Origin of the sequence: Laspinema olomoucense D3b, from assembly GCF_025370785.1 — a bacterium.
Classification (GTDB): domain Bacteria; phylum Cyanobacteriota; class Cyanobacteriia; order Cyanobacteriales; family Laspinemataceae; genus Laspinema; species Laspinema olomoucense.
The window spans coordinates 1-21,471 of sequence record NZ_JAMXFA010000034.1; the positions used below are offsets into that span (position 1 = coordinate 1).

The 21,471-nt window shown below is 46.5% G+C and carries 24 protein-coding genes; 13 read left to right on the plus strand and 11 right to left on the minus strand.

What is annotated here, in order from left to right; translation table 11 throughout:
• The coding region (locus NG792_RS21165; protein ID WP_261236707.1) for a DJ-1/PfpI family protein at nt 1-501 on the plus strand (501 nt) is incomplete at its 5' end.
• A 13-nt stretch (nt 502-514) separates the two neighbouring features.
• Here NG792_RS21165 and NG792_RS21170 read toward each other — a convergent pair.
• The gene (locus NG792_RS21170; RefSeq protein WP_261198251.1) at nt 515-742 is read right to left on the minus strand and encodes a hypothetical protein; all 228 of its coding nucleotides are present in this window, start codon (nt 740-742) and stop codon (nt 515-517) included.
• A gap of 136 nt (nt 743-878) precedes the next feature.
• Between NG792_RS21170 and NG792_RS21175 the strand changes: the two genes are divergently transcribed.
• The 5 genes from NG792_RS21175 to NG792_RS21195 all read left to right on the plus strand — a co-directional run bounded on the left by NG792_RS21175 (nt 879) and on the right by NG792_RS21195 (nt 4,548).
• The gene (locus tag NG792_RS21175) at nt 879-1,319 is read left to right on the plus strand and encodes a cupin domain-containing protein (RefSeq protein ID WP_261198252.1); all 441 of its coding nucleotides are present in this window, start codon (nt 879-881) and stop codon (nt 1,317-1,319) included.
• A gap of 3 nt (nt 1,320-1,322) precedes the next feature.
• The gene (locus NG792_RS21180; RefSeq protein ID WP_261236708.1) at nt 1,323-1,544 is read left to right on the plus strand and encodes a DUF167 domain-containing protein; all 222 of its coding nucleotides are present in this window, start codon (nt 1,323-1,325) and stop codon (nt 1,542-1,544) included.
• A gap of 36 nt (nt 1,545-1,580) precedes the next feature.
• The gene (locus NG792_RS21185; RefSeq protein WP_261236709.1) at nt 1,581-2,405 is read left to right on the plus strand and encodes an ABC transporter permease; all 825 of its coding nucleotides are present in this window, start codon (nt 1,581-1,583) and stop codon (nt 2,403-2,405) included.
• A gap of 155 nt (nt 2,406-2,560) precedes the next feature.
• Nucleotides 2,561-3,337, plus strand: coding sequence for a hypothetical protein (locus NG792_RS21190; RefSeq protein WP_261236710.1), 777 nt, complete (start codon nt 2,561-2,563; stop codon nt 3,335-3,337).
• A gap of 11 nt (nt 3,338-3,348) precedes the next feature.
• On the plus strand, nt 3,349-4,548 hold the full coding sequence (locus NG792_RS21195; protein ID WP_261236711.1) for a DNA cytosine methyltransferase: 1,200 nt from the start codon (nt 3,349-3,351) through the stop codon (nt 4,546-4,548).
• A 78-nt stretch (nt 4,549-4,626) separates the two neighbouring features.
• Here the strand turns inward: NG792_RS21195 and NG792_RS21200 are convergent, their stop codons facing one another.
• Entirely contained in the window at nt 4,627-4,980 is a 354-nt protein-coding gene (locus tag NG792_RS21200) for a phage holin family protein (RefSeq protein ID WP_261198258.1), read from the minus strand.
• 147 nt (nt 4,981-5,127) lie between these two features.
• Between NG792_RS21200 and NG792_RS21205 the strand changes: the two genes are divergently transcribed.
• Complete coding sequence (locus tag NG792_RS21205; protein ID WP_261236712.1) at nt 5,128-5,250, plus strand: hypothetical protein; 123 nt, start codon at nt 5,128-5,130, stop codon at nt 5,248-5,250.
• A 64-nt stretch (nt 5,251-5,314) separates the two neighbouring features.
• Here the strand turns inward: NG792_RS21205 and NG792_RS21210 are convergent, their stop codons facing one another.
• Nucleotides 5,315-6,154, minus strand: a complete 840-nt coding sequence (locus NG792_RS21210) for an energy-coupling factor ABC transporter ATP-binding protein (protein ID WP_261198261.1) — start codon at nt 6,152-6,154, stop codon at nt 5,315-5,317.
• Between the two features lie 66 nt (nt 6,155-6,220).
• Here NG792_RS21210 and NG792_RS21215 point away from each other — a divergent pair, with 66 nt between their 5' ends.
• Nucleotides 6,221-7,183: an ion transporter gene (locus tag NG792_RS21215; RefSeq protein WP_261198262.1), complete on the plus strand. Its 963-nt coding sequence runs from the start codon at nt 6,221-6,223 to the stop codon at nt 7,181-7,183.
• Here the strand turns inward: NG792_RS21215 and cbiQ are convergent.
• The 4 genes from cbiQ to NG792_RS21235 all read right to left on the minus strand — a co-directional run bounded on the left by cbiQ (nt 7,178) and on the right by NG792_RS21235 (nt 10,440).
• A complete protein-coding gene (cbiQ, locus tag NG792_RS21220; protein ID WP_261236713.1) occupies nt 7,178-7,954 on the minus strand; it encodes a cobalt ECF transporter T component CbiQ in 777 nt (258 codons plus the stop codon). The genes NG792_RS21215 and cbiQ overlap by 6 nt on opposite strands.
• A 253-nt stretch (nt 7,955-8,207) precedes the next feature.
• Nucleotides 8,208-8,849: a cobalt transporter CbiM gene (gene cbiM, locus NG792_RS21225; protein WP_261198264.1), complete on the minus strand. Its 642-nt coding sequence runs from the start codon at nt 8,847-8,849 to the stop codon at nt 8,208-8,210.
• A gap of 61 nt (nt 8,850-8,910) precedes the next feature.
• Nucleotides 8,911-9,495 (minus strand): carboxypeptidase-like regulatory domain-containing protein, encoded by a 585-nt coding sequence (locus NG792_RS21230; RefSeq protein WP_261198265.1) that lies wholly within the window; start codon nt 9,493-9,495, stop codon nt 8,911-8,913.
• A gap of 63 nt (nt 9,496-9,558) precedes the next feature.
• The gene (locus NG792_RS21235) at nt 9,559-10,440 is read right to left on the minus strand and encodes a DUF4382 domain-containing protein (protein ID WP_261236714.1); all 882 of its coding nucleotides are present in this window, start codon (nt 10,438-10,440) and stop codon (nt 9,559-9,561) included.
• Nucleotides 10,441-11,057: 617 nt separating this feature from the next.
• Between NG792_RS21235 and NG792_RS21240 the strand changes: the two genes are divergently transcribed.
• The 4 genes from NG792_RS21240 (at nt 11,058) to NG792_RS21255 (ending at nt 14,076) form a co-directional block, all read left to right on the plus strand.
• The gene (locus NG792_RS21240; RefSeq protein ID WP_261198267.1) at nt 11,058-11,492 is read left to right on the plus strand and encodes a ferritin-like domain-containing protein; all 435 of its coding nucleotides are present in this window, start codon (nt 11,058-11,060) and stop codon (nt 11,490-11,492) included.
• 187 nt (nt 11,493-11,679) lie between these two features.
• Nucleotides 11,680-12,114 (plus strand): ferritin-like domain-containing protein, encoded by a 435-nt coding sequence (locus NG792_RS21245; protein ID WP_261236715.1) that lies wholly within the window; start codon nt 11,680-11,682, stop codon nt 12,112-12,114.
• Between the two features lie 175 nt (nt 12,115-12,289).
• Entirely contained in the window at nt 12,290-13,276 is a 987-nt protein-coding gene (locus NG792_RS21250; protein WP_261236716.1) for an FTR1 family iron permease, read from the plus strand.
• Entirely contained in the window at nt 13,273-14,076 is an 804-nt protein-coding gene (locus tag NG792_RS21255) for an MOSC domain-containing protein (RefSeq protein ID WP_261198270.1), read from the plus strand. Before NG792_RS21250 ends, NG792_RS21255 begins: the two co-directional genes overlap by 4 nt.
• A gap of 426 nt (nt 14,077-14,502) precedes the next feature.
• Here NG792_RS21255 and polA read toward each other — a convergent pair whose 3' ends face one another.
• The 3 genes from polA to NG792_RS21270 all read right to left on the minus strand — a co-directional run bounded on the left by polA (nt 14,503) and on the right by NG792_RS21270 (nt 20,331).
• Nucleotides 14,503-17,448: a DNA polymerase I gene (polA, locus tag NG792_RS21260; RefSeq protein ID WP_261236717.1), complete on the minus strand. Its 2,946-nt coding sequence runs from the start codon at nt 17,446-17,448 to the stop codon at nt 14,503-14,505.
• Between the two features lie 154 nt (nt 17,449-17,602).
• Nucleotides 17,603-18,391 (minus strand): exosortase-dependent surface protein XDP2, encoded by a 789-nt coding sequence (locus NG792_RS21265; RefSeq protein ID WP_261198272.1) that lies wholly within the window; start codon nt 18,389-18,391, stop codon nt 17,603-17,605.
• A gap of 596 nt (nt 18,392-18,987) precedes the next feature.
• Nucleotides 18,988-20,331: a pentapeptide repeat-containing protein gene (locus NG792_RS21270; RefSeq protein ID WP_261201338.1), complete on the minus strand. Its 1,344-nt coding sequence runs from the start codon at nt 20,329-20,331 to the stop codon at nt 18,988-18,990.
• Between the two features lie 189 nt (nt 20,332-20,520).
• Between NG792_RS21270 and NG792_RS21275 the strand changes: the two genes are divergently transcribed.
• Nucleotides 20,521-21,084: a glutathione S-transferase family protein gene (locus tag NG792_RS21275; protein WP_261201339.1), complete on the plus strand. Its 564-nt coding sequence runs from the start codon at nt 20,521-20,523 to the stop codon at nt 21,082-21,084.
• A 138-nt stretch (nt 21,085-21,222) separates the two neighbouring features.
• On the opposite strand, the gene NG792_RS21280 is transcribed toward NG792_RS21275, so the two are convergent.
• Complete coding sequence (locus tag NG792_RS21280; RefSeq protein ID WP_009768893.1) at nt 21,223-21,360, minus strand: photosystem II reaction center protein K; 138 nt, start codon at nt 21,358-21,360, stop codon at nt 21,223-21,225.
• Nucleotides 21,361-21,471: the final 111 nt, after the last annotated feature.

A 21,471-nucleotide genomic window follows, 5' to 3' on the forward strand; every position in this document is an offset into this window, starting at 1 on the left:
CTGTTTATTGGTGCAGGAATAGGGGCCTCTTGTTCATTTACCCCCCCTGCTTTTTATAACTTTTTCAGCAAACCCTATAGCGAAAAACCGGGTCACAATTTCACCCTGAATGCGACGTTTGCGGAAGTGGATCCGGCGACTTATGATGCTTTGGTGATTCCGGGGGGACGTGCGCCGGAATACATTCGCCTGAATCAGCGGGTTTTGGAAATTACCCGTCATTTTGCTCAGGAAAATAAGCCGATCGCCTCAATTTGTCATGGTTTGCAACTATTGGCGGCGGCGGATGTTCTGCAAGGGAAACGCTGCACTGCTTACCCCGCCTGTGGTCCCGATGTGACTCGCGCTGGGGGGACTTATGTGGCGATCGCAGTAGATGAGGCGATCGTTGATGGCAATCTGGTCACGGCCCCTGCTTGGCCTGCCCATTCCGCTTGGTTGGCGGAATTTCTCAAGGTTTTAGGCACGAAAATCGAGCATCGTGACCGGGCGGCAGTTTAATCCTCAATCTGGGTTAAAACCAGCGCCCCAGGAATTGCCAAAAGCGATCGCCCCATTGGGCCGCGCACAACCCAAATAGGGTTCCTAATCCTAAACTCAAGGCGACTACCCCTCCGACAGTCATCCCATCCCAAAGGAAGAAAATCGCGATAAATATTCCGGCGATCGCCCCACAGACAAATCGGACAATCCATCCGGTGAGATCCGGGCGACGCTTGGGATGGGGATGTTGCTGAGTCATGACCGATTTCCTCATAATTTGGGGGCTTTGCAGCCTTCTATACCATACTTTTGTCAAGTTAGTGACGATATTTACAAAAATTTATTAACACCCGCGCCATAATCAGAAGCATAAGAAACCATTTGGAGGAAAATCCATGAGTTTAACTCAATCTGTTAAAATCCGGCCTTTAGAAACCATGCAGTCTGGCATGAGTGAGTTTTATACCCCCCAGTCCAGTCATGAAACCATGTTAGTTCAGGTGAAAGCGAGGGCCTGCGATGATTTATTCGTTCACCGTTTTCAGACGGATCAATTGCTGGTGGTTCGGGGCAGTTTTGTGTTAGTAGTGTTACAGAACCGCCAATATCGCTATATTCCCTTGAGCGATCGCTATCCGGCAGTGGTCACTATTCCGCCTGGGGTTCCCCATAGTGCGATTAATTTCAGTGATGAACCCTGTCTGGTGGTCAATGCAGTATTGCGAAATGGGTCCCCCCATCCCAAGGATTATCGCCCGATGAAACCTCGGATTCCTTATGATTTAGTCGCGGCGCGATCGGTGTTGGATCAGATGATTAGTCCTGTTGTTGCTTAAATTGTGCCTCTCTACCGAATTAAAGTTAAACCGAATTCTAAACAACAGCAGATTACAGAAGAAACCGATGGCAGTTTGACGATTCGCCTGAAATCTCCCCCGGTTGATGGCAAGGCGAATGCAGAGTTAATCAAACTGTTGGCGGATAAATTTGAGGTTCCCAAATCTGCGATTGTGATTAAATCGGGTTTTTCTTCTCGAAACAAAGTCGTGGAAGTGTTGTAAAACTGAAGAAGGAAAACAAGACAACAAGCGGGTATTGTGGCATCTGAACTCAGACTAAAACCGGAAGTGACTTCTGGGCGATCGCAGTCGCCCCTATCAACCCTGTGGCAAGATAGTATCACGATTTTATGGGGAGACTGGCTGGATTTACGGGTGCGATTGGTCCAAGTGGCCGCCTCGGGCCTGGTCTCTCCTTTGATTTATATTCTAGCATTTGGCTTAGGATTAGGAAATACCATGCGATCGGGCATGGATGGGGGAAATAGTTACTTAGAATTCATGTTACCAGGAATGGTCGCCCTGTCTTCCATGACGATCTGTTTTGCGGGGACAGTGTTTTCCATTTGTGGGGAACGCTTGTTTACCAAAAACTTTGAAGAAATGCTGCTGTTGCCGATTCATCCCCTCTCCTTATATCTGGGGAAAATGATGGCGGGAATTTTGCGCGGGTTGATGACATCGGGTTCCGTCCTCCTCGTCGCGATTCTGTTTACCGGCAAAATTTGGAGTTTTCTCAATCCCCTATTTTTACTGGTATTGCTGCTAAATTGTGCCATATTTTCGGGATTGGGAGTTTTAGTGGGATTAACGGTAAAATCCTTGGAAAGTGTGGGAATTTATAACAATTTTATCATTGTTCCCATGTCATTTTTAGGGGCAACTTTTTTTGATCCGGCGCAATTACCAGCCGCCTTAAAAGTGGTGGTTTATCTGTTGCCTTTGACCTATACCAGTATCGGACTAAGGGCTGCCGCTTATGATATGAGTCAGTTCCCTTGGTATAGTATTGTTGTGCTGGCGATCGCTGCCTTGGGATTATCCTTCCTCGGGGCGCGCCAATTCGCCAATCAGCAGGATTAGAAATCTCTTACCCTATAAAGATGGGTTTACATGAATTTAGCCCGCCTAGGCGGGCTAAAATTTGGAGCTTTAATTGAAAAGCGTAAAAAATAGAAGAAATGCCCTGACTTCGGAAAAACTCATTTAAGGGAAAACCTCAGGTAATTATTAGTGCTATGAACCCCAAAACCGAATCTAGTTACAATCAATGCATAGATATTTTCATTGCTTGCCATGATGCCATTAGTCAAGGGGTTCTAATCCAGAGGACAAGTCTTCAAGATAAAGAATTCCATTTTCAAAAATGGTTTGAGAATCGCTTGGAAGAAACCAAAATTAACTATACAAAACCGGGGCGAAATCTTTACCCAGATTTTATATTGACTGACCAGGCAGAAGGCTATGAAATTAAAGGTTTGGCTTACCCAGGAAGGACCGCAGATTATGACTGTAACAGCCAAGTTCCCGTAGGAGATCACAAAGAGAGAACGATTTACTATGTTTTTGGGCGATATCCTGCCAATGTTAAGGAGAATGAGTATCCGGTTTTGGACCTCGTTATTTGTCATGGTGACTTTTTAAATGCCGATCGCCAGTATGTTCATAAAAATAAAAATTTGACAGGATTTGGGAGTTATGGTGACCTCAAAATTCGGGATAGAAAGATGTATATTGCTCCAACCCCTTACGGAATTATAACGGGAACTGAGCAACAAATTACCCTAATTCTACCCGATGAACACCAGCCAGATCCCCGCCTTGATGTAGTCGGTGAACTGGTGCGTGTAGAAGCTGAGCAACAAGTTATCGGCTATTTCTTTGATTTAAGAAGCAATACCTTAACTCCCAATTATCAAAAAAATCCCTTATCGGGGACAGTCCACCGTTTTTTAGCCTACCGACTTAAGGGAGTAAATGGCCTCCGGGTTACTTTGAAAAGTGTCAATCATTAGTTAAAATAGTGATGAAGTTATCTCCTCCATCCTTAGCCATGATTTCCCCAAAATGTTCCTATTCAGTTCTGAGTCTATTTGCCGGTGCAGGAGGATTAGATTTAGGGTTTGAAATGGAGGGTTTTAGGGTCTTAGAAGCCATTGATATCAATCCTTGGTGTATTCAAACTCTGCAACAAAATAGAAGCCAATGGAATGTAAAATTAGCCGATGTTCGTTCCTACTATCCCAAATTCGCAGAACAAACAGACGTTTTGCTGGCTGGGGTTCCCTGTCAAGGATTTTCCTTGGGGGGAAACCGCCAGGAAAGTGATCCCAGAAATTTACTGTATAAAGAGGTGATTCGGATTGCGGAAATTTGTCAGCCTCGGATTGTTTTGATTGAAAATGTACTAAATTTGCGAACCATGCGATCGCCTCAGACGGGTTTGCCCTTTAGTGAAACTATTATTCAAGATCTAAATGGCATTGGCTATCAGGTAGTTTTTGATATTTTCAAAGTGTGCTATTATGGGGTTCCTCAAACGAGGCGTCGGTTTATTTTTATTGGATTTAAAAATAATTTGCCCTCGGAATATACGTTACCCCGACCAGGGAAACTCACAACCATTCGAGAGTTTATTTATGATTTAGCCCAAGGAGAAGCAAGGGAACTCCCGAACCACAATCCGCAATGGGGATTTAAGAGTAAAGTGCATCGAGAAACCGGCAATCCCTTTAATTTAGAAGAGGAAGTCCTGCCGGTCCGGTTATCCAGAACGGCATCAGATGGTCATCCCATTCGGTCCTACGATGCACCCTTTCCAGCGATAGATTCAGCAACAATTTGGGGATGGGCTCAAGGAAATGTGGTGGCGGGACGGTATGAAAAAGATCGAGTCAATGGTGAGTTTGTCCGGAATTCTCAATCGACGGTTCCCTTGTGGCGAATTGAGGCGTCGCGAATTCGCAGTTTTACTCATCGGGAATATGCGCGATTACAAACCTTTCCGGATGATTGGGTATTTATGGGAGGGAATAAACGGGATATTCATCTCCAGATTGGGAATGCGGTTCCGGTCAAGTTTGCTCAAAATTTAGCCCGAAATATTAGACAGGCGTTGGACTGTTTGGATAAAGGGATGCCCTTTGGGGAGAACGGGACAGAAAAACGATCGCCCAGTTGGGATTGCAATGAGATGCCTGAGTATCGACAATTGTCTTTATTTTAAGTTAAAAAAGGGGCGATCGCTTTTGTATTTACCCACTTTATAAGGAAGTTAGGCGGGGCAATTTTGCACAGGTTGGGATTAAAGTCTTCCCAACAGGTTAAACAAGATGGAGTTAATAAAGCTGAGGGCTAAGGTCCCGATGAGGGCACTCCAAAATCCCCAACGGAGGCGAAATCCCGTCACTAACCAAGCAGCTAATCCAAAGATAATCGCATTGATAATCAGGCTGAACAATCCCAGGGTGAGGAAGGTGATGGGCAAGGCTAAAACTTGTAAAATGGGCTTAATTAGCGCGTTTAAAACGCCAAAAACGGCAGCGGAAATTAAGGCTTTTTGAAATCCATCTATTTCTACGCCGGTGGGCAGTTTAGAAATAATAAACAAGCTGATGGCGGTTATGAGCCAGGTAATGAGCAAACTAACGAGATCCATGAGAAGGTCTCCTATTGAGCGGCTAAAGGATTATGATACAGGGAAATCTTGATTTCTGCTGGGACAATTGGATATTCTGTCTGGGCAGGGGAAATCCGCACTCCCGGGATAGGTTATACAGACGGTAGGCTGTCGGGTAGAGGTTGCGTGGGATTGATACAGAAAATTTATATAACTTTGGCGATCGCCCAGTTTTCTTGGGGGTCGGTACAGCATGAAATCGATGAGGACAAGAAACCGGGTTTCTGGCACGAATTTCTGGAAAATTAGCAGAAATTTGGACAAGAAACCCGGTTTCTAAGCGCTAGTGCCCCTCTGATGGCAGGGTCGGGGATTAGGGGTGATGAAGCGGGCGATGGCGCAGGAGAGAGTGGGGTTTTTCTAAACCATGTGCTTCCATCAGGGGTGCATCTGCCATGACAACATCGGGACTGCCGGTGGTGATGATGCGTCCTTCATCCATGAGAATGACCCGATCGCACACTTCCAAAATCAGTTCTAAGTCGTGAGAGGAAATTAGTAAGGTTTCCTGAGAGGTTTGCAAAAAGTGGATTAAACGCCGACGGGCTCGCAAATCTAGGTTGGCGCTGGGTTCATCATAGAGGATAATTTGAGGTTGCATGGCTAGAACTGTGGCGATCGCTACCATGCGCTTTTGTCCGCCAGAAAGATGATGGGGGGGACGAGTTTCCAGGTCCCGAACTCCCGTTAAATCAAGGGCAATTCTAACGCGATCGCTCAATTCTGACCCAGACAGTCCCATGTTTTGCGGTCCGAAGGCAACATCATCCCAGACGGAAGCAGAGAATAGCTGATCGTTTGGGTTTTGAAAAACTAACCCGATTTCCGGATAGAATTCCCCAGGGACTACGGGGCGATTGAAGAGGCTGATTTGGCCGGAAATCGGCTTGAGAATGCCACAAATGGATAAAAATAAACTGGTTTTTCCTGCACCATTGGACCCAATCAGTCCGACGCGATCGCCGGGGTTGATTCGCAGACTGATGTTTTGTAAAACATCGGCTTTGTCAGGGTAAGAAAAGCAAAGTTCATCAATGGCGATCGCTGCATTCCCCCGGTCGATCACCACAGAATTCGATGCTACTTCTAAAAGATTCCCTGGGAGATTATCTGCCAGGTTGTTAGAGGTTAAGGGTTCTATCTGTTCTTTCATCGGATATGATACTATTTCCAATAGTGCGGTTAATTTTTTAAAGTGTCATGAGCTAAATCCCACATCATGAGCCAATCCCTAAAAGCTAGAGTTTATCAAATTCTCGAATATTCAGACACCACGGATTTATTAAGCCGAGTTGATGACTGGGCGGTGAGCCTGTTAGTTGTTTTAGACGTGACGGCTTTTATTTTAGGAACTTCGGCATTTATTTCCTCTAATTTTAAGTTGTTTGTTGATGAAATCGAACTGGTGGCCGTAGCCTGCTTTAGTTTATTATATATTCTCCAACTTTGGTGCTGTACTGTCGATGCACGATATGCTCATCCCCTTTGGGGGCGCTTGCGGTATGCGATGACGCCGTTAGTGGTGATTGATTTAATGGCAATTTTGCCCTTTTATTTAATGTTATTATTCCCTCTTATTAAATCCATAAAATTTACTAATGTTTTTCGCTTGCTGCGACTGCTTAAATTAATTCGATACTCGGAAGCTCTCCAAACCATTCTTCGGGTGATTGAGTCTAAAAAAAATGAATTAATCATGACCTTGTTTACGGTGTTTATTTTACTAATTTTCGCCTCAAGTTTGATGTTTTTTGCTGAAAGTCAGGAACAACCGGAGGCGTTTCCCAGTATTCCGGCGGCGATGTGGTGGGGAGTGGTGACATTAACTACGGTGGGGTATGGGGATGTGTATCCGGTAACTCCTTTGGGTAAATTATTTGGGGCAACCCTAGCCTTTATTGGGATTGGATTGTTTGCCTTGCCTGCGGGGATTGTTGCTGCTGGATTTTCGGAGGAACTGCAACGAAGAAAGGTAGCCGAGATAACAATTCCGGATCTATCTCCCGGGGAAGAGGCGGAATGGGTGGCGATCGCCACTCATTTGGAACGCTCATCGGATTTGATGAAAACCTGTATTGAAATGGCAAAAACTAAATTCGGCGATAGTTTCGACAATGAAGAACTGATCCGCGATTTAGCCTTGTTCTTGTATGAAGAAGCCTCCCGCAAGTTCAAGTTATAAAATGCCAGAAGATAGCCAAAATTCAGCCGCCATAAAAGTAGCCGCAAGGCTTAGGACCAATCCTAAACCCAGGGCATCTTTAAGATGCCAAGACTGACTCTGGGATAGAACGGTTTTTTGACCATAACCCCGCAATCGCATCGCCTGATAAATCCGTTCCGATTGTTCATAACTCTGGACTAAAAGCGTTCCCGCAACCGAGGCAAAGGTTTGTAAAGCCCGGGGAGTAAGGCGGGTGCGTTTAAACCCTCGCAAGCGCATGGCGGACTGCATCGTATGGAGGCGATCGCCTAGTTCAAATAAATACCGATAAAACAGCACCATCATATCGGTTAAAATCGGAGAAATCCCCAGCGATCGCAGGGTTTTAATGGTGGTTAAAAAAGAAGCTGTTCCAAACAAAACCAGCGATAGCGTAATAATGGCTAAAAACCGACTTGCAATGCCGATCATTGCCAGAGTTCCTTCTTGATATAAAGCAATAGGGCCCAGTTGAAATAGCACCGTCTGTCCGGAAATAAAGGGCAGGAATCCCACAACTCCCACCAGAAATAATCCCGGATAACGCAACCGCATCCGCCAGTAAGAAATCGGGAGTTGAGACAGGGCATAAATTCCCGCACTCACCCCTAACATGGGTAGAATCAAACGCTGATCCCGCACCATTGCAAAGGCAAAAATTAATCCCATCAACCCCATTAATTTACATCGGGGTTCCCATTGGTGTAATGGGGATTCTAAATGAGCATAATCGTCTAATCCAAACTTCATTCGAGTTCCTTTATAATTAGATTTAATCCTAAATTCGCTGGTCAAATGGGTCACACACCCGCACCCTAAAGGGTGGGGCTATAGGGACAAAGCCCGCCTGCGCGGGCTAACCGATAAAAACGACTTTTTAGCCTCCGATTGGGTATCATCCTAAATCCGCTTGTGAAAGACCTATTCTACTCTTGAGCCTGCGTAGGCAGGCTTTGCCCGTGTAGCCCCACCCTTGAGGGTGCGGGTTTTTTTTGATGGCAAATTAATTAGAAATTAATTCCGGTTTGACCCGATTAAGAAAGATGACTAACATGGCGGTAAACAACCCTTCAATCAGCATCAAGGGAATGTGAGCCAACATCAGTCCATAAATGGCATTTCTTTCCGTAGTAACATCTAATTCCCCGGGAATGGTGGTGATAATCAGAATGAAAAAAATGGCCGCCGCTAGTCCTAAGCCGATGCCCCCGGCTAGAAAGGCAAATAAACTAAGGGTAATGTTTTCCCATCGGTGTTTGAACCAATGGCGCATTTGAAAGATTTGGTAAGCAATTAAGGCAGGAATTCCCATCATAATGGCATTGACTCCCAGGGTAGTGAGTCCCCCATGACCAAACATAATGGCTTGGAAAAATAACCCAATCAGAATGGCGGGAAAGGCATAATAACCGAGGACAGTGCCTAAGAGTCCATTGAGAATTAAGTGAACGCTGACGGGAGGGACGGGGATATGAATCCAAGAGGCGACGAAAAACGCTGCGGTGAGTAAGGAGGCTTTGGGAATTTGGGCGTGGGGATTGCGATCGCGATTAATTTGGCGCAGGGAATACCAAGTGGCGGCCCCGGTTGCGCCATAACTGGCGATACAAAGACTAGCTGGAAGAATACCATCGGGAATATGCATTGAATCAAAGGAAAAAGAGAGAATGCCAGCAGGCTGAATTTATATTAAGGGAGAGATTTAATTAGGCAACGGAATCTTCTTCTTTGCGGGGACCGCCTCGTCCGTTGCCATTAAACCGGGAAAAAAACAAGGCAGTTCCCACAAATCCCCAGACCCCGGAGGCGATCGCCAAGGCTGTCGGCAGGGGGTTGACAGAGGGACGGCGGGAACTGAGGAACCCGGAAGTGGGGGCCACCTCGGGAACGCTGGTGGCATTGGGAGGGGCGACTGCCGCCTCGGGGTCAGGTTCGGAGGCGATCGCCACATTTAGGATCGCCCCGTGACCCGCTTGCCGGACCCTCACTGCCCAATTTCCCGGCAGGGAGGGGTCAGGGGCAAACAAAAACCGTCCGTTTTTGTCCGCTGTCCCTTGCTGCCAGGGCGTTTCGGGGTCCGTAGGGGCATAAACAGTTATTTGAGCATTGGAGATGGGGTCGCCATTATCGTAGAGGGCCTGGACCTCCACGGCTTCTAGGGTCTGATGAGTCAGTTGAACCCCGTGGGCGATCGCGGGCAGAGGATTCCCAAGGGTCCAGGCAAACAGCCCACTGGCAAACGCCCAGAGGACTGCCTTCGCAGCAGTTGGGGTGATTGGTCGATTAATCATGGTAAAGTTTCGATCCCTGAGTAGGTATTTCCCCCTGCAACGATCGCAGGGTCGGGCTGTCTATCATGATGACGTAGATTCCTGACAATGACCTTCTCCAACGTGACCCAAGGAGGGGAGGAGGTTTTCCAGGGTTTGATAATCTGCTGTGCTGAGGGCTTGTTGGAGTTCTGTACGGGTCAGATTCACCTGATCCCCGGAGGCTAAAGCAGCGATCGGCTCAAATCCCAAGGCGTTGACATTCAGTTCATCATCTGCCGGTGCACCAGCATCGCCAAACAGGTGATCAAAATGGAAGGTGGCTTCTAACTGGCCCTTACTGCCGGGGGAAACCATGCCTTTGCGTTGATCCCCGACGAACTCGCCGCAGGTGAAAGCCATTTCGCGATCGAGTTTGAGCACAAAGGGGAGGGTTTGTCCGTCTTTTTCCGCAGTTCCATCCATGACTAAGCTATAGCCTGCCCCAGGGCCTTCGGTTCCTTTGACCATTTTCCAAGATAGGGCATTGTACTGACCCGCAGGTGCAAGGACTTCCGCGACGACTGGGGAGGGGTTTTCAGGAGTGGCTGTCAAGTCTACAGTTTTGACCCCATCCAGTTGGACTTGTTGCTTGGCGGTTAACTGACTGCCGCTTTCAGGATTGTAGGGGGGGTCGGTTTGGTAGGCGGTGACTTCGGCAAGGTTGACGTAAACGTGATTAAAGTTGATTTTCCAACCATCTTTGGAGGTAAAGCCATCTCGCACGAAGTCCTCGCCATTGGCAACTATTTGCAGTGTTCCGGTTTCTCCAGAGGCGGTTTCGGTTCCAGGAGTCGGGGGTGGGGCGGATTCTACAGCGACGGGTTCGGGAGTTGAGATGAGTGGGGTACTATCTTGCTCACACCCTAAAAGTAAGGTGGGGACGACTCCGGCTAAGAGGGTGAGAATAATTAAATTTTTCTTCATTTTTTAAGGGTTTAAGGGATAATTGCTTGAGGCGATCGCCACAGCCTGATTCGGAATATTGCCGAGGTTTCTCCGGATTGAGGACAGGTTGCGATCGCTCTAATATCAATAGGAAAGCGCGTTTTTGAAAACTTGACAATGCCCTAGGAGGGGATGAGGTTCTGCATCAAAGCCCAGCATCTAAGGGCTGGAAAGGCTTTTGCGTAAGGGGTTTACCTTGGGAATTTTCTCTGTGTTAGGTGGTTAAAATTTGTAAAAATTTTTCCTCGGTTTGCCGATAAGTTAGGAAACCTTAATTTTTCTTGAAACTTGGGGCAACCCGATCGGAATTGTGCCCTCAGATTTGGGGTAAAATTCCCAATGGGCTTAAATAATCCATCCCTAGGAGGATTAAGTTTTTTAAGGATTTTGGTAATTTCATCCCCTCTCAAAAAATCTCACCAAGGTCCCGTTGCGATCGCCAGCTACTTCGATGTCTAACTGTAAATTATTACAGGTTGGTAATTGTGGGAAGTGGCAAGCACAAATAACTCGTCATAGCAGGGGAATCCCTACTTGATAATTGCGTCCAAAAAATGCTCCAATAATTGAACCCATCTGAAACCCGCGAAAACGACATGAGAGACCTTGACCTTCCAAAAACCATTAACTTGCTCAATACCATTATGGAATTTGAGCTGGCTGGTGTGGTACGCTATACTCATTATTCCCTGATGGTAACCGGCCCGAATCGGATTCCCATCGTCAGCTTTTTTCAAGCTCAAGCTGCGGAATCCCTCACCCATGCTCAACAGGTGGGAGAAATTATCACCGGGTTAGAAGGACATCCTAGCCTCAGAATTGCACCTATTGAGGAAAGCGATCGCCATTCCGTCCGTGACATTTTAGAGGAAAGTCTCAACCACGAGAAAAAAGCCCTCGATATGTACAAAGAATTGCTCCATACCGTAGAAAATGCCAGCGTGTATTTGGAAGAATTTGCCCGGACTCAAATTGGACAAGAAGAAATGCACAACATAGAAATTAAAAAAATGTTGCGGGATTTTATCTAAATCTGGTTTAACCGGCGATCGCCGCTCTCAATCTAGGCATTAAACCCGCACCACCTTGAGGAATCTTCCCCCCTCCCTGCGGTGGTGCAACCGTTCCAAATTATCCGCTTTCACCCCGGATGAAACTCAAAAATTCTCGGATTTAATATTCAGAATTATCTCTCTTATGACCCCCACTCATAAAACCATGAAAGAACTTAACCTTAAAAAAACCATTGAATTACTCAATAGTATCATGGAGTTTGAACTAGCGGGGGTGGTGCGCTATACCCACTATTCCCTCATGGTAACCGGACCCAATCGGATTCCCATCGTCACTTTTTTTCAAGCCCAAGCCACCGATTCCTTAAATTCCGCTCAACAAGTCGGAGAAATTATCACGGGATTAGAAGGACATCCCAGTCTGCGGATTTCCAAGATGGAAGAAAGCTACACCCATTCAGTTAGAAAGAGTGTTGAAGAAAGTATTAATCATGAAAAAAAAGGATTAGAACGCTATAGAGATTTATTGGAGATTGTTCAAAATAGGAGTATTTATTTGGAAAAATTTACGCGAAAAATGGTGGCTTCTACGGAAATTAATATCATTGAACTCAGGAAGATGCTGCGAGATATGACGTGAATGAATACATTTATATCAGGTTCGCTCACCCCCCTTACCACCTTTTTAAACGCTCTCTGCTACAAGGAAAGGGAGAATAATCCAATTTTTTAGTGCGGTACGGGGGAGAAGAGAAAGAAATGGTTTTTTTAGGTTAATCCACTGGAATTAATATTATTTTATCCAACTTATAACGATGGAATTAAGTGCTGCTTTACCGACATTTTTAATTACCTTGCGGGAAGGAGTAGAAGCTGCTTTAGTTGTGGGGATTGTGTTAGCTTGTTTGAAAAAAGCTCAACAAAGTCAGCTTAATCCTTGGGTGTATGCGGGGGTAGGAACGGGAATTGTTGCCAGTGGATTAGTAGGGATTGTCTTCGGGGGAATTTTGCAAGCGGTGGGACAGTCGGATTGGCGGTATGCACCGGCGATCGCACCGAGTTTAAAAGCGGGATTTTGTCTAATTGCGATCGCCATGCTCAGTTGGATGCTGATTTGGATGACAAAACAAGCCAAATCCCTCAAAGGCGAAGTTGAAGGGGCCGTAAATGCTGCTTTATTTGCCAAAAACACTCCCTCCCCAATCCCGGAAGAACCGGGCAAAAAATCACTCGAATATCAGGCAGGTTGGGGCGTCTTTACCCTAATTTTTATCGCTGTTCTCCGGGAAGGATTTGAAACGGTTGTGTTTATTTTAGCCCAATTTGAGCGCGGTTGGACCCCGGTATTAGGGGCTTTTGCGGGGTTAATCGGGGCCTTTGCAATTGGCACACTGCTGTTCAAATGGGGGGTGAAAATTAACCTGCGCCTCTTCTTCCAAATCATGGGAGTGTTCTTGCTATTAATCGTCTCCGGATTGGTAATTTCAGCCTTAAAAAGCGCCAATCTAGCGGTGATAGAATTGAGTGCGATCGCCCCTCAGTTTGCCAGTTGGTGTCATGCCGGAACCGATTCCTGTATTTTAGGACCCAGGGTTTGGGATGCAACTCAGATTCTGCCAGACAACCGCTTTCCTGGGGTCGTTTTAAAAGCCTTATTTGGATATCGATCGCAACTGTATTTAGTTCAAGCTGTCGCCTATCTGGGATTTTTAATCACCGCCGGAGGCTTATATTTTCAAAGTATTACCGGCAAGGAAACCGGAATACAAAGTTCTGAGAGTAAGAGAGGGTTAAGTCATTGAAAGAAGCTCAAGTTAAACAGTTATTCTCCTATCCCATTAAGGGATTAACCCCGCATCCAATCCAGGGTGTTACCCTAGAAGAGGATTGTGGTATCCGAGGCGATCGCGCCTTTGCCTTGATGTTTGTAGATGGCAGTGATACGCCACCGGCAACCCTCGTCCCTTGGATGAGCAAAGCACATTTTGCCGTCCAGAATGACTGGCCAAAATTAGCTAAATTAGAATGTTTTTATAATGCAGAGACTGACTGCTTAACCATTCGTCACCAGGGAGTAACCCTCCTGGAAGCGGCAACGGAAACTCAACCAGAACGCGATCGCATCAGTGCCTTTTTTACTGGATTTCTTGCCGATGCCGAACCTACCCCAGAAGCTAGACATCCTCAGTATTCCCCCTTACAATTAGTCGGTGTTAGAAGTGGAGAAACCCGCTATCCTGATCGTGCACCTGTGCATATTTCTCTAATGAGTCAAGCTACTTTAGATGCGTTAACTGAAGCTTGTGGAACCTTGATTGATGTGCGACGATTTCGACCCAATATTTTACTTGAAGGCATTGCACCTTGGGAAGAATTTAATGGAGTCGGAGAAGAGTTTTACTTAGGTGAATCTAAGATTGTGATTACAGCAAGAATTGGACGCTGTGCAAATATTGAAGTTGATCCTGACAATGGCGATCGCAATTTAAGGTTATTATCGGTTCTTAAAAACCGATATGGTCATTTACAAGCGGGCGTACTGGCTAAAATTATTACACCAGGTTCCGTGAAAATCGGCGATCGGCTTACCTCAGTCCAGTAAGCCCTTAGAAACTCCGAAATTTATACATTTCCCCCAGGGAGAACCCCCTTCTCCCTCTCCCCATCCTTTCCCTGCCGCAACCGCGATACTTTGTTCCTTCGGGGCTCTGATCCCAGATTCGCGTAATGTTACGCCCCCTGGGCGTTTAGATGCCATAGTCTTTACCAAAGGCATCGGAGAACCTCATCCCCACTGGCGATCGCCAGGGTGTGAGGAATTCGAGTTTTAAAAATTACACCTCGACCCCCCAATTTAAAGTGAGAGTATCGGGCAACCCCACGGGTTCAAATTCCGGGCAGTTGTTACCCGCATTATATCATGTTTGCTCGCTCACCCGCACTAACCTAAACCCCTTTCCCCATCCTTTGCAAGCATGGGGAAGAAGAGGAAGAAATGGTTTTTTAGAGGAATCCACCGGACTGGATATTACTTCGCTTCCATCCAATTGTCTCCCGCATGAATATCCACCATCAACGGAACCGAAAGCGGCACTGCCATTTCCATTGTAGACTTAATTTTAGGATGCAACTCCTCCCATTCATCCCGAGGAATTTCAAACACTAATTCATCATGAACTTGTAGCAATAACCGTGCTTGATAGTCTTTTAAAACCTCGTGCATTTTAACCATTGCCACCTTGATAATATCTGCACTAGACCCTTGAATCGGGGCATTAGCTGCCGCCCGCAAATTCTGCGCATCTTGCATCCCTATCTTTTTATTCAGCTTATCTAAATCAATCACCTCTGGATTGGTTCCTTTGAGTTTATTGAGACTCTCTCCTTGGAATTCAAAATATCGACGCCGCCCTAAAATAGTTTCCACATACCCTTGGGCGATCGCCTGCTTTTGTAATCCATTCAAACATTCAAAAACCTGGTTATAGCGTTCATAAAACCGTTGGATAAAAAGCTTCCCTTCCTGAGATGTTTTCCCGATCGCCCGCGCAAACCGGACCGAACCCATCCCATAAAGCACCCCAAAATTAATCGTTTTTCCCATCCGTCTTTCTTCTGCCGTCACCACTTCCTTTTCAAACAGCAATTGCGCCGTCACCGTATGCACATCTCGGTTATTCTGATACGCCTCCATCAACACAGGTTCTTGACTCAAATGGGCCAAAATCCGTAACTCAATCTGAGAATAATCTGCCGATACCAATAGCCACCCACGTTCCGGCAAAAATGCCGAACGAATTTGACGAGAAAACTCCGTTTTAATCGGGATAGTCTGCAAATTTGGATTAGAAGAAGACAATCGTCCTGTTGCCGTTGCCGCTTGATTAAAATTCGTATGCACCCGCTGAGTATCTTTCCGTACCATCTTCGGGAGTGCATCCACATAGGTGGATTTTAATTTCGCTAAGGTGCGATTCTCAATAATTATATCTATCAAGGGATGTTCCCCTTGCAATCGTTCCAACACTGCTATATCGGTGGAATAACCTGTCTTGGTTTTTCTGGATTTACTAATCGGCAAATCCAACTTTTCAAATAAAATATAACTGAGTTGTTTAGGAGACCCTAAATTAAATTCTTCCCCCGCCTCTTGGTAGGCTCTTGTTTCTATCTCCTGCAATTGTCCCTCTAACTGCTGGGAAAAAGTCCCTAAATAGTCGCTATTAATTCTAATTCCCGTATATTCCATCTCTGCTAATACGGGTTCTAAGGGTTGTTCCACCTCTAGCAGCAGTTGATGTAATTTGGATTTATCCGCCAGTTCTGCTCGCAGTTTCCCAACTAACTGATAAGTGGTAAACACATCTAAGCCGCAATATTGGGCCGCTTGGGGAATCCCTAAATCGGCAATGGTTTGGCCTTTGGTCAAATCTAAATTTTTATAACTTTCGGCGGTAACCTCTAAATATCGCCTTGACACATCAGTGAGATTATGCGTCGTTTCAGGATTAATTAAATAACTCGCCAGCAGCGTATCAAAAACCACACCAACCAGTTGAATTCCCTGACATCGCAACACCAGGCGGTCAAATTTAGCATTATGAAATGCTTTGGGATAGTCACTACTTTCTAAAACCGGACGCAATGCCTCTATTACCTGATTTAAAGGCAAAGTCTGGCCCGTTTTATGTCCACTTGGGATATAGGCTAAATCCTCCTCACCCCTTCCCCAACAACAGCCAATCCCCACTAATTCTGAGTCTCGGGGTTCTAAATCCGTCGTCTCCGTATCCCATGCTACCGGATGCAGGAAATCCGTATAAGTTTTCAGCCGATTCACTAATTCTTCCAGCTTCTCAGTAGTATCGATAATAGCCGGATTAATCGGCGAAGGGGCTAATTCTTTGGCCGCTTCTGTTTCTTCTGCCGTCCAAAAAGAGGTATCATCATCCGGGGATGAATCCGTGGTTTTGACCGTCTGGGTTTCCGTTTTCTGGACTTCCTGAGTTTCTGCTAAAGGAACTCCCCCAAACCGTTGCTGTAGTTGCTTGATTTTAGGAAGAAAAGACTTGAATTCCAGTTGTTCCAAATAAGAGATGACCGCCGTTTCATCAAATCCCCGTAATTGGCACTGGCTTAATTCCAGTTCTAAGGGAACATCAATTACAATTTGGGCCAAATGTTGGGAGTGATAGGCTTCTGCTTTCCCTTCCTCTAATTTTTTGCGATTCGCTCCTTTAATATCCGCGATCGCCTCGTAAATTTTGTCCAAACTGCCATAAGTCGTCAGCAACTTAATCGCCGTCTTATCCCCAATCCCTTTCACCCCAGGAATATTATCCGAAGTATCCCCACAAAGAGCTTTATAATCCACCACCAATTCTGGCGGAATTCCCATCTTTTCTTGGACCTGTTCTGGCCCAAATTCCTGGGATTTTGCCCCACCCGAAAGCCGGAACGCATCGCGACCTAAATAAAGAACACTAATTTGTTTTTCAGCATTTACAAGCTGAAATAAATCGCGATCGCCCGTTAAAATCTTTACCTGAAAACCCGCCTCACTTGCCCGGGTTGCCAGAGTTCCTAACACATCATCCGCTTCATACCCCGGGGCCGTAACAATTTGCAGATTCAGCGCCGTGAGTAACTCTTGTAAATATTTAAGGTCCGTAATAAAATCTTCAGGAGTTTCCGCCCGATCGCTCTTATAGGTATCATCCGCTTCATGGCGAAACGTCGGCAACCCCAAATCAAAGGCGACTGCCAAATATTGCGGGTCCTGGACTGCCATCACCTCAATCAGCGACTTAAGAAACCCAAAGGAGACACTCGTGGGAATGCCGGTTGAGGTACTCAAACCCCCATCCCGACTTTTCGCTAACGCATAATAGGAGCGAAAAGCCAAAGAATGACCATCAACCAGGATAAAAGTAGGAGAAGTTGCAGACACGAGGGAGTTACCAGAAAAAGACATCCCTCCATTTTATCCGCTGATTCTACGATTGCGATCGCCCAAACAAGTTCGAGGTGAAGCAGTGAGCTCTCACCTCGAACCGGAGGGTAATCCTCAAAAGCTGTTCTCATCCCTACTGACGAACCCTCCTACGTTTCCCGTAGATTGCATCCCTTTAAGCTTTCTGACTCTTCTTGCGACGGCTCGAAACCAACATTCCCGAAGCGATCGCCCCTAAACCCATCACCGTACCCGGTTCCGGAACCGATGCTGCTGAACCGACTACTTTCCAATCAGGTCCATTAAACAACGACGTCCCCTCAGCACTGACGCGAACCCCAGCAATTGCCGAAGAGAGTCCTAAATCAGCCAGAGATACCCCCAGGGACCCCACTGGTTGAGTACCCTCGATTTCCACCGTATTAAGGCCAAATCCCGCACGATTCCAGTTCCGGGAATTGATGGTCAGGAGGTTACCAATGCTGTTCCCCACATCATCAATCGCCTGAATCCTCATCGCACTGTTGCGACCCCGTTCCCAGAAAAATAAATTATCGACAGCCTGATCAAACCAAACATTCATCGAAAAGGACCCACGGTCTTCTACGTCGATAATATTATTGAGGTTGAGGTTTCCCAAAGCCGTCACTGCGCCTTCCTCAATGAGCAGTTCCTGAACTAGCCCCTCGGCTAAGTCACCCCGGTCTGCACTACCAGCCCCGCTATTACCTCCAGTCCAGAGGTCATTGTGGAGAATATTCACCCGATCGACTAAGCCAAAATTGCTGACGGTGGTCCCGCCGAACTCCACGGAATTCAGCCAGATGTCCCCTCTAGCCTCATTGGGGCCGATTAAATCCTTCGTGAAATTGGTGGTGAATGAAAAGGCTTGGGCAGATGCGGCCATCCCCATACTGCCTGCGATGATCCCGAGACAAATCGATAGACTGAATTTAGTATGCATGGTTTTTCCCTCTAACGAGACTTAGACTTTTACACAACTCTATGTAAAAATACTGATGTTTTTGTTCTAACCTAGATTTCTGGGAAAGTCCAGTAAAACGCTTAGAGTTTACAAAAAATTTATATAGCTAGTCTGGTGTGCCGTTTTCGATTAAAGATAGCGATCCAGATGTGATGCAAGTAGAAACACTGAGAAAACCCGAACACAGGCTGACGGGAAATGCGATCGCCCCACATCACCAGCTATGCCTACTTGAAGAACCCACTCCAAAGTGAGCAAAGTTGTATCCATTGTCACCTTGATTGAGATGGGCTATAGCCCGTGGAAAGCCTGCTCCCTCGTTGCCTGAAACAACGCCAAATTGTTAAGTTACCGTAAAGTCACACAAGAGGGATAGAGTGAAAAATATTAGGGTTATTCTTGGATATGAGCCTCCCCTTCTTTTTAGGTCAATATCATTACACTTGTAATGACCAGGTAAAGGACGGATTTAATTCCAACACTTATCCACTAATAATTCCCCGGTTTGTACCTGAGCAAGCCAACTGTATAACCTCACCCATTTCCTTGAACCGCGCAAATCAGGAAGGCTTGAATTATTGAACAATCGTACTGATATCCACATCAGTGAGATTAGCTCCATCCAGATTCGCCCAATGTAAATTAGCCTTGGTCAAATCTGCCTCTCTTAAATCCGCCCCGCTCAAATTGGCCCCACGCAAATCCGCCCGGGTTAAATCCACCCCCCGCAAATCCGCCTCAACCAAATTGACCTGATTTAAACTCGCCCCGGTTAAGTCCGCTTCACGCAAATCAGCCCATTTTAAATTAGCCCCGCGCAAATCCGCCCGAGTTAAATCCGCTTCTCGCAAATCCGCCTGAGTCAAATTCACCTTATTTAAACTCGCTCCAATCAGATCGGCACCGCGCAGATCCGACCCTTTCATATTCGCATCGGCTAAATAGGCTTTTCTGAGGTTCGCCCGGGACAAATCCGTTCCCGTCATATCTGCTTCGCTTAAATTGGCACTACTTAAGGTTGCACCTCTTAAATCTGCCCCACTGAGGTCCACACCCACGAGATTTACTTCCGAGAGGGAGACATTCGGGGCAATCCAGTAGGCTCCTGCCAAACTCAAGTCAATCCCATCGCTAACAATCGTTTTTAAATCGTAAACCGCCTTTTGCAGGTTCGTCCCTTTAAAATTGACCCCCGTGAGATTAGCACCACTCAAGTTCGCCCGAAACAGATTCGCCCCCTCTAAATTTGCCCCGATTAACTTGGCATAGCGCAAATTTGCTCCCCTGAGATCGGCACGCTTGAGGTTAAATCCGGTCAAATCGACCCCACTGAGGTTGGCTCCCGGGAGGGTAACATCCGCTCCAATTAAGTAAGCGCCGGTTGTCAGGGGGTCGAGACCCTCACAAAACCGGGTTCTTAAGTCGTAAACCGCCTTTTGCAGAATCGTCCCCCGCAGATCCGCTTCACTCAAATCTGTTCCGCTGAGGTTGGCACCACTGAGATTCGCTTCCGCAAGTTTGGCCCCAATTAAATTAGCGCCTTTGAGATTGGCACCGCGCAAATCCGCCTCACTCAGATCGGTGCCGACTAACAGTGACCCTTTGAAGTTAGCCCCGGTTAAATTGCTCTCGCTGAGATTTGCTAAGTTTAAATTGGCATCGCTCAAGTCGGCTCCACTCAGGTTTGCACCTTTTAAATCTGCCCCAATTAAGTCGGCATAACAGAGAATCGCTTCGCTTAAGTTAGCGCCACTGAGTTTCGCCTCGCGCAGGTAGGAACCGCGTAGGGATGCGCCAATGAGGTCTTTGTTGCTAAAATCCCGGTTGAGAAAGTTTGGGTTTTGGCTTTCCGAGCTTAGGGGAGCTGGATTGGGTAATTCTGGTGGGACGCGAAAGAAATTTTGGCTATTGTCTTGCATAAATCCCAAAGCTTGGCAACCGATCGCAGTTATGTACCACTGTAAATCACTGGGGCTGGGGTTTTATCATCCTCCCGAACCGCTTGTGGAACTGGGGCGATCGCCATTCTATGTGATCTCCCGAGGTTATGCTCTCTCGACGCCTTAAAATCTGGAGAATAACCTATAGCAAGAGATGGAGTTATCAAAGTGGCATTAAAACTTTATGGCGGTGCTCGTTCTCGCGCCTCAATCGTCCAGTGGTATCTGGAAGAACTGGGGGTTCCATATCAATTTGTGTTGTTAGATATGCAGTCAGGGGAACACTTACAGCCGGAGTACCTGAAGATTAACCCCGTGGGAAAAGTCCCGGCGATCGTGGATGGCGACTTTCAACTGTGGGAATCTGGGGCCATTTTAGTGTACTTGGCTCAAAAGTACGGTAATGCAGGGAAGTCCCCAGAAGAACAAGCGACCCTGATCCAGTGGGTGTTGTTTGCCAATGCGACATTCGGTCCCGGAATTTTTATTGAATCCAACCGCGATCGCGAATTAGCTCGATTAATGAAACCCCTCAATCAAATTTTCACCACCCATCCCTTTTTGTTGGGTCAAGAATTTACCGTCGCCGATGTTGCCGTCGGTTCCATGTTGGCCTACAGCCAAATGATGCTCAAGCTAGATCTGTCCGAATATCCAGCAGTGGTTGAGTACATCCAGCGCATCGGCGATCGCCCCGCTTTTCAGAAAACCATCGGTCCCCGTGCTCAGTAAAATGGACTCCTAATCAGGAAGGGCATTCACAGGCAGGAACGGGTAGAAAGAAACCTGTTGTTGAGATCGGGAAAGGGGCACTCAGTCGAGTGCCCCTTTCCTTGTTAATGGCCTTGGAGTTGGATGGAAGGCGGTATTTTATCGGAAACCGACTGCTGCTTGCCACACGAAAGCCAGCAACAAGAAAAACACGGGGATAATCGGCAAAACATCTACCAGGGGATCGAAAATCGAGTAGGCTTCTGGTAGTTTTGCCAGTAATAGTGCTGCTTCCATGTTGATATCTCCCTCTCAAACCGAAATTTCATAATCGACACAGATTTTAACATAAGGGAGGATTAGGATTTCATGTTTCTGCCAGAGCATCGGGACAAAACCCCGGTTTCT

What these genes read in the sequence shown, in the direction of transcription:
- NG792_RS21175 (WP_261198252.1), top strand. Translation starts at nt 879, where the DNA reads ATGAGTTTAACTCAATCTGTTAAAATCCGGCCTTTAGAAACCATGCAG.
- cbiQ (WP_261236713.1), bottom strand. Translation starts at nt 7,954, where the DNA reads ATGAAGTTTGGATTAGACGATTATGCTCATTTAGAATCCCCATTACAC.
- NG792_RS21210 (WP_261198261.1), bottom strand. Translation starts at nt 6,154, where the DNA reads ATGAAAGAACAGATAGAACCCTTAACCTCTAACAACCTGGCAGATAAT.
- NG792_RS21245 (WP_261236715.1), top strand. Translation starts at nt 11,680, where the DNA reads ATGAAAGAACTTAACCTTAAAAAAACCATTGAATTACTCAATAGTATC.
- NG792_RS21190 (WP_261236710.1), top strand. Translation starts at nt 2,561, where the DNA reads ATGAACCCCAAAACCGAATCTAGTTACAATCAATGCATAGATATTTTC.
- NG792_RS21230 (WP_261198265.1), bottom strand. Translation starts at nt 9,495, where the DNA reads ATGATTAATCGACCAATCACCCCAACTGCTGCGAAGGCAGTCCTCTGG.
- NG792_RS21195 (WP_261236711.1), top strand. Translation starts at nt 3,349, where the DNA reads ATGAAGTTATCTCCTCCATCCTTAGCCATGATTTCCCCAAAATGTTCC.
- NG792_RS21170 (WP_261198251.1), bottom strand. Translation starts at nt 742, where the DNA reads ATGACTCAGCAACATCCCCATCCCAAGCGTCGCCCGGATCTCACCGGA.
- NG792_RS21235 (WP_261236714.1), bottom strand. Translation starts at nt 10,440, where the DNA reads ATGAAGAAAAATTTAATTATTCTCACCCTCTTAGCCGGAGTCGTCCCC.
- NG792_RS21200 (WP_261198258.1), bottom strand. Translation starts at nt 4,980, where the DNA reads ATGGATCTCGTTAGTTTGCTCATTACCTGGCTCATAACCGCCATCAGC.
- NG792_RS21270 (WP_261201338.1), bottom strand. Translation starts at nt 20,331, where the DNA reads ATGCAAGACAATAGCCAAAATTTCTTTCGCGTCCCACCAGAATTACCC.
- polA (WP_261236717.1), bottom strand. Translation starts at nt 17,448, where the DNA reads ATGTCTTTTTCTGGTAACTCCCTCGTGTCTGCAACTTCTCCTACTTTT.
- NG792_RS21280 (WP_009768893.1), bottom strand. Translation starts at nt 21,360, where the DNA reads ATGGAAGCAGCACTATTACTGGCAAAACTACCAGAAGCCTACTCGATT.
- NG792_RS21215 (WP_261198262.1), top strand. Translation starts at nt 6,221, where the DNA reads ATGAGCCAATCCCTAAAAGCTAGAGTTTATCAAATTCTCGAATATTCA.
- cbiM (WP_261198264.1), bottom strand. Translation starts at nt 8,849, where the DNA reads ATGCATATTCCCGATGGTATTCTTCCAGCTAGTCTTTGTATCGCCAGT.
- NG792_RS21250 (WP_261236716.1), top strand. Translation starts at nt 12,290, where the DNA reads ATGGAATTAAGTGCTGCTTTACCGACATTTTTAATTACCTTGCGGGAA.
- NG792_RS21240 (WP_261198267.1), top strand. Translation starts at nt 11,058, where the DNA reads ATGAGAGACCTTGACCTTCCAAAAACCATTAACTTGCTCAATACCATT.
- NG792_RS21265 (WP_261198272.1), bottom strand. Translation starts at nt 18,391, where the DNA reads ATGCATACTAAATTCAGTCTATCGATTTGTCTCGGGATCATCGCAGGC.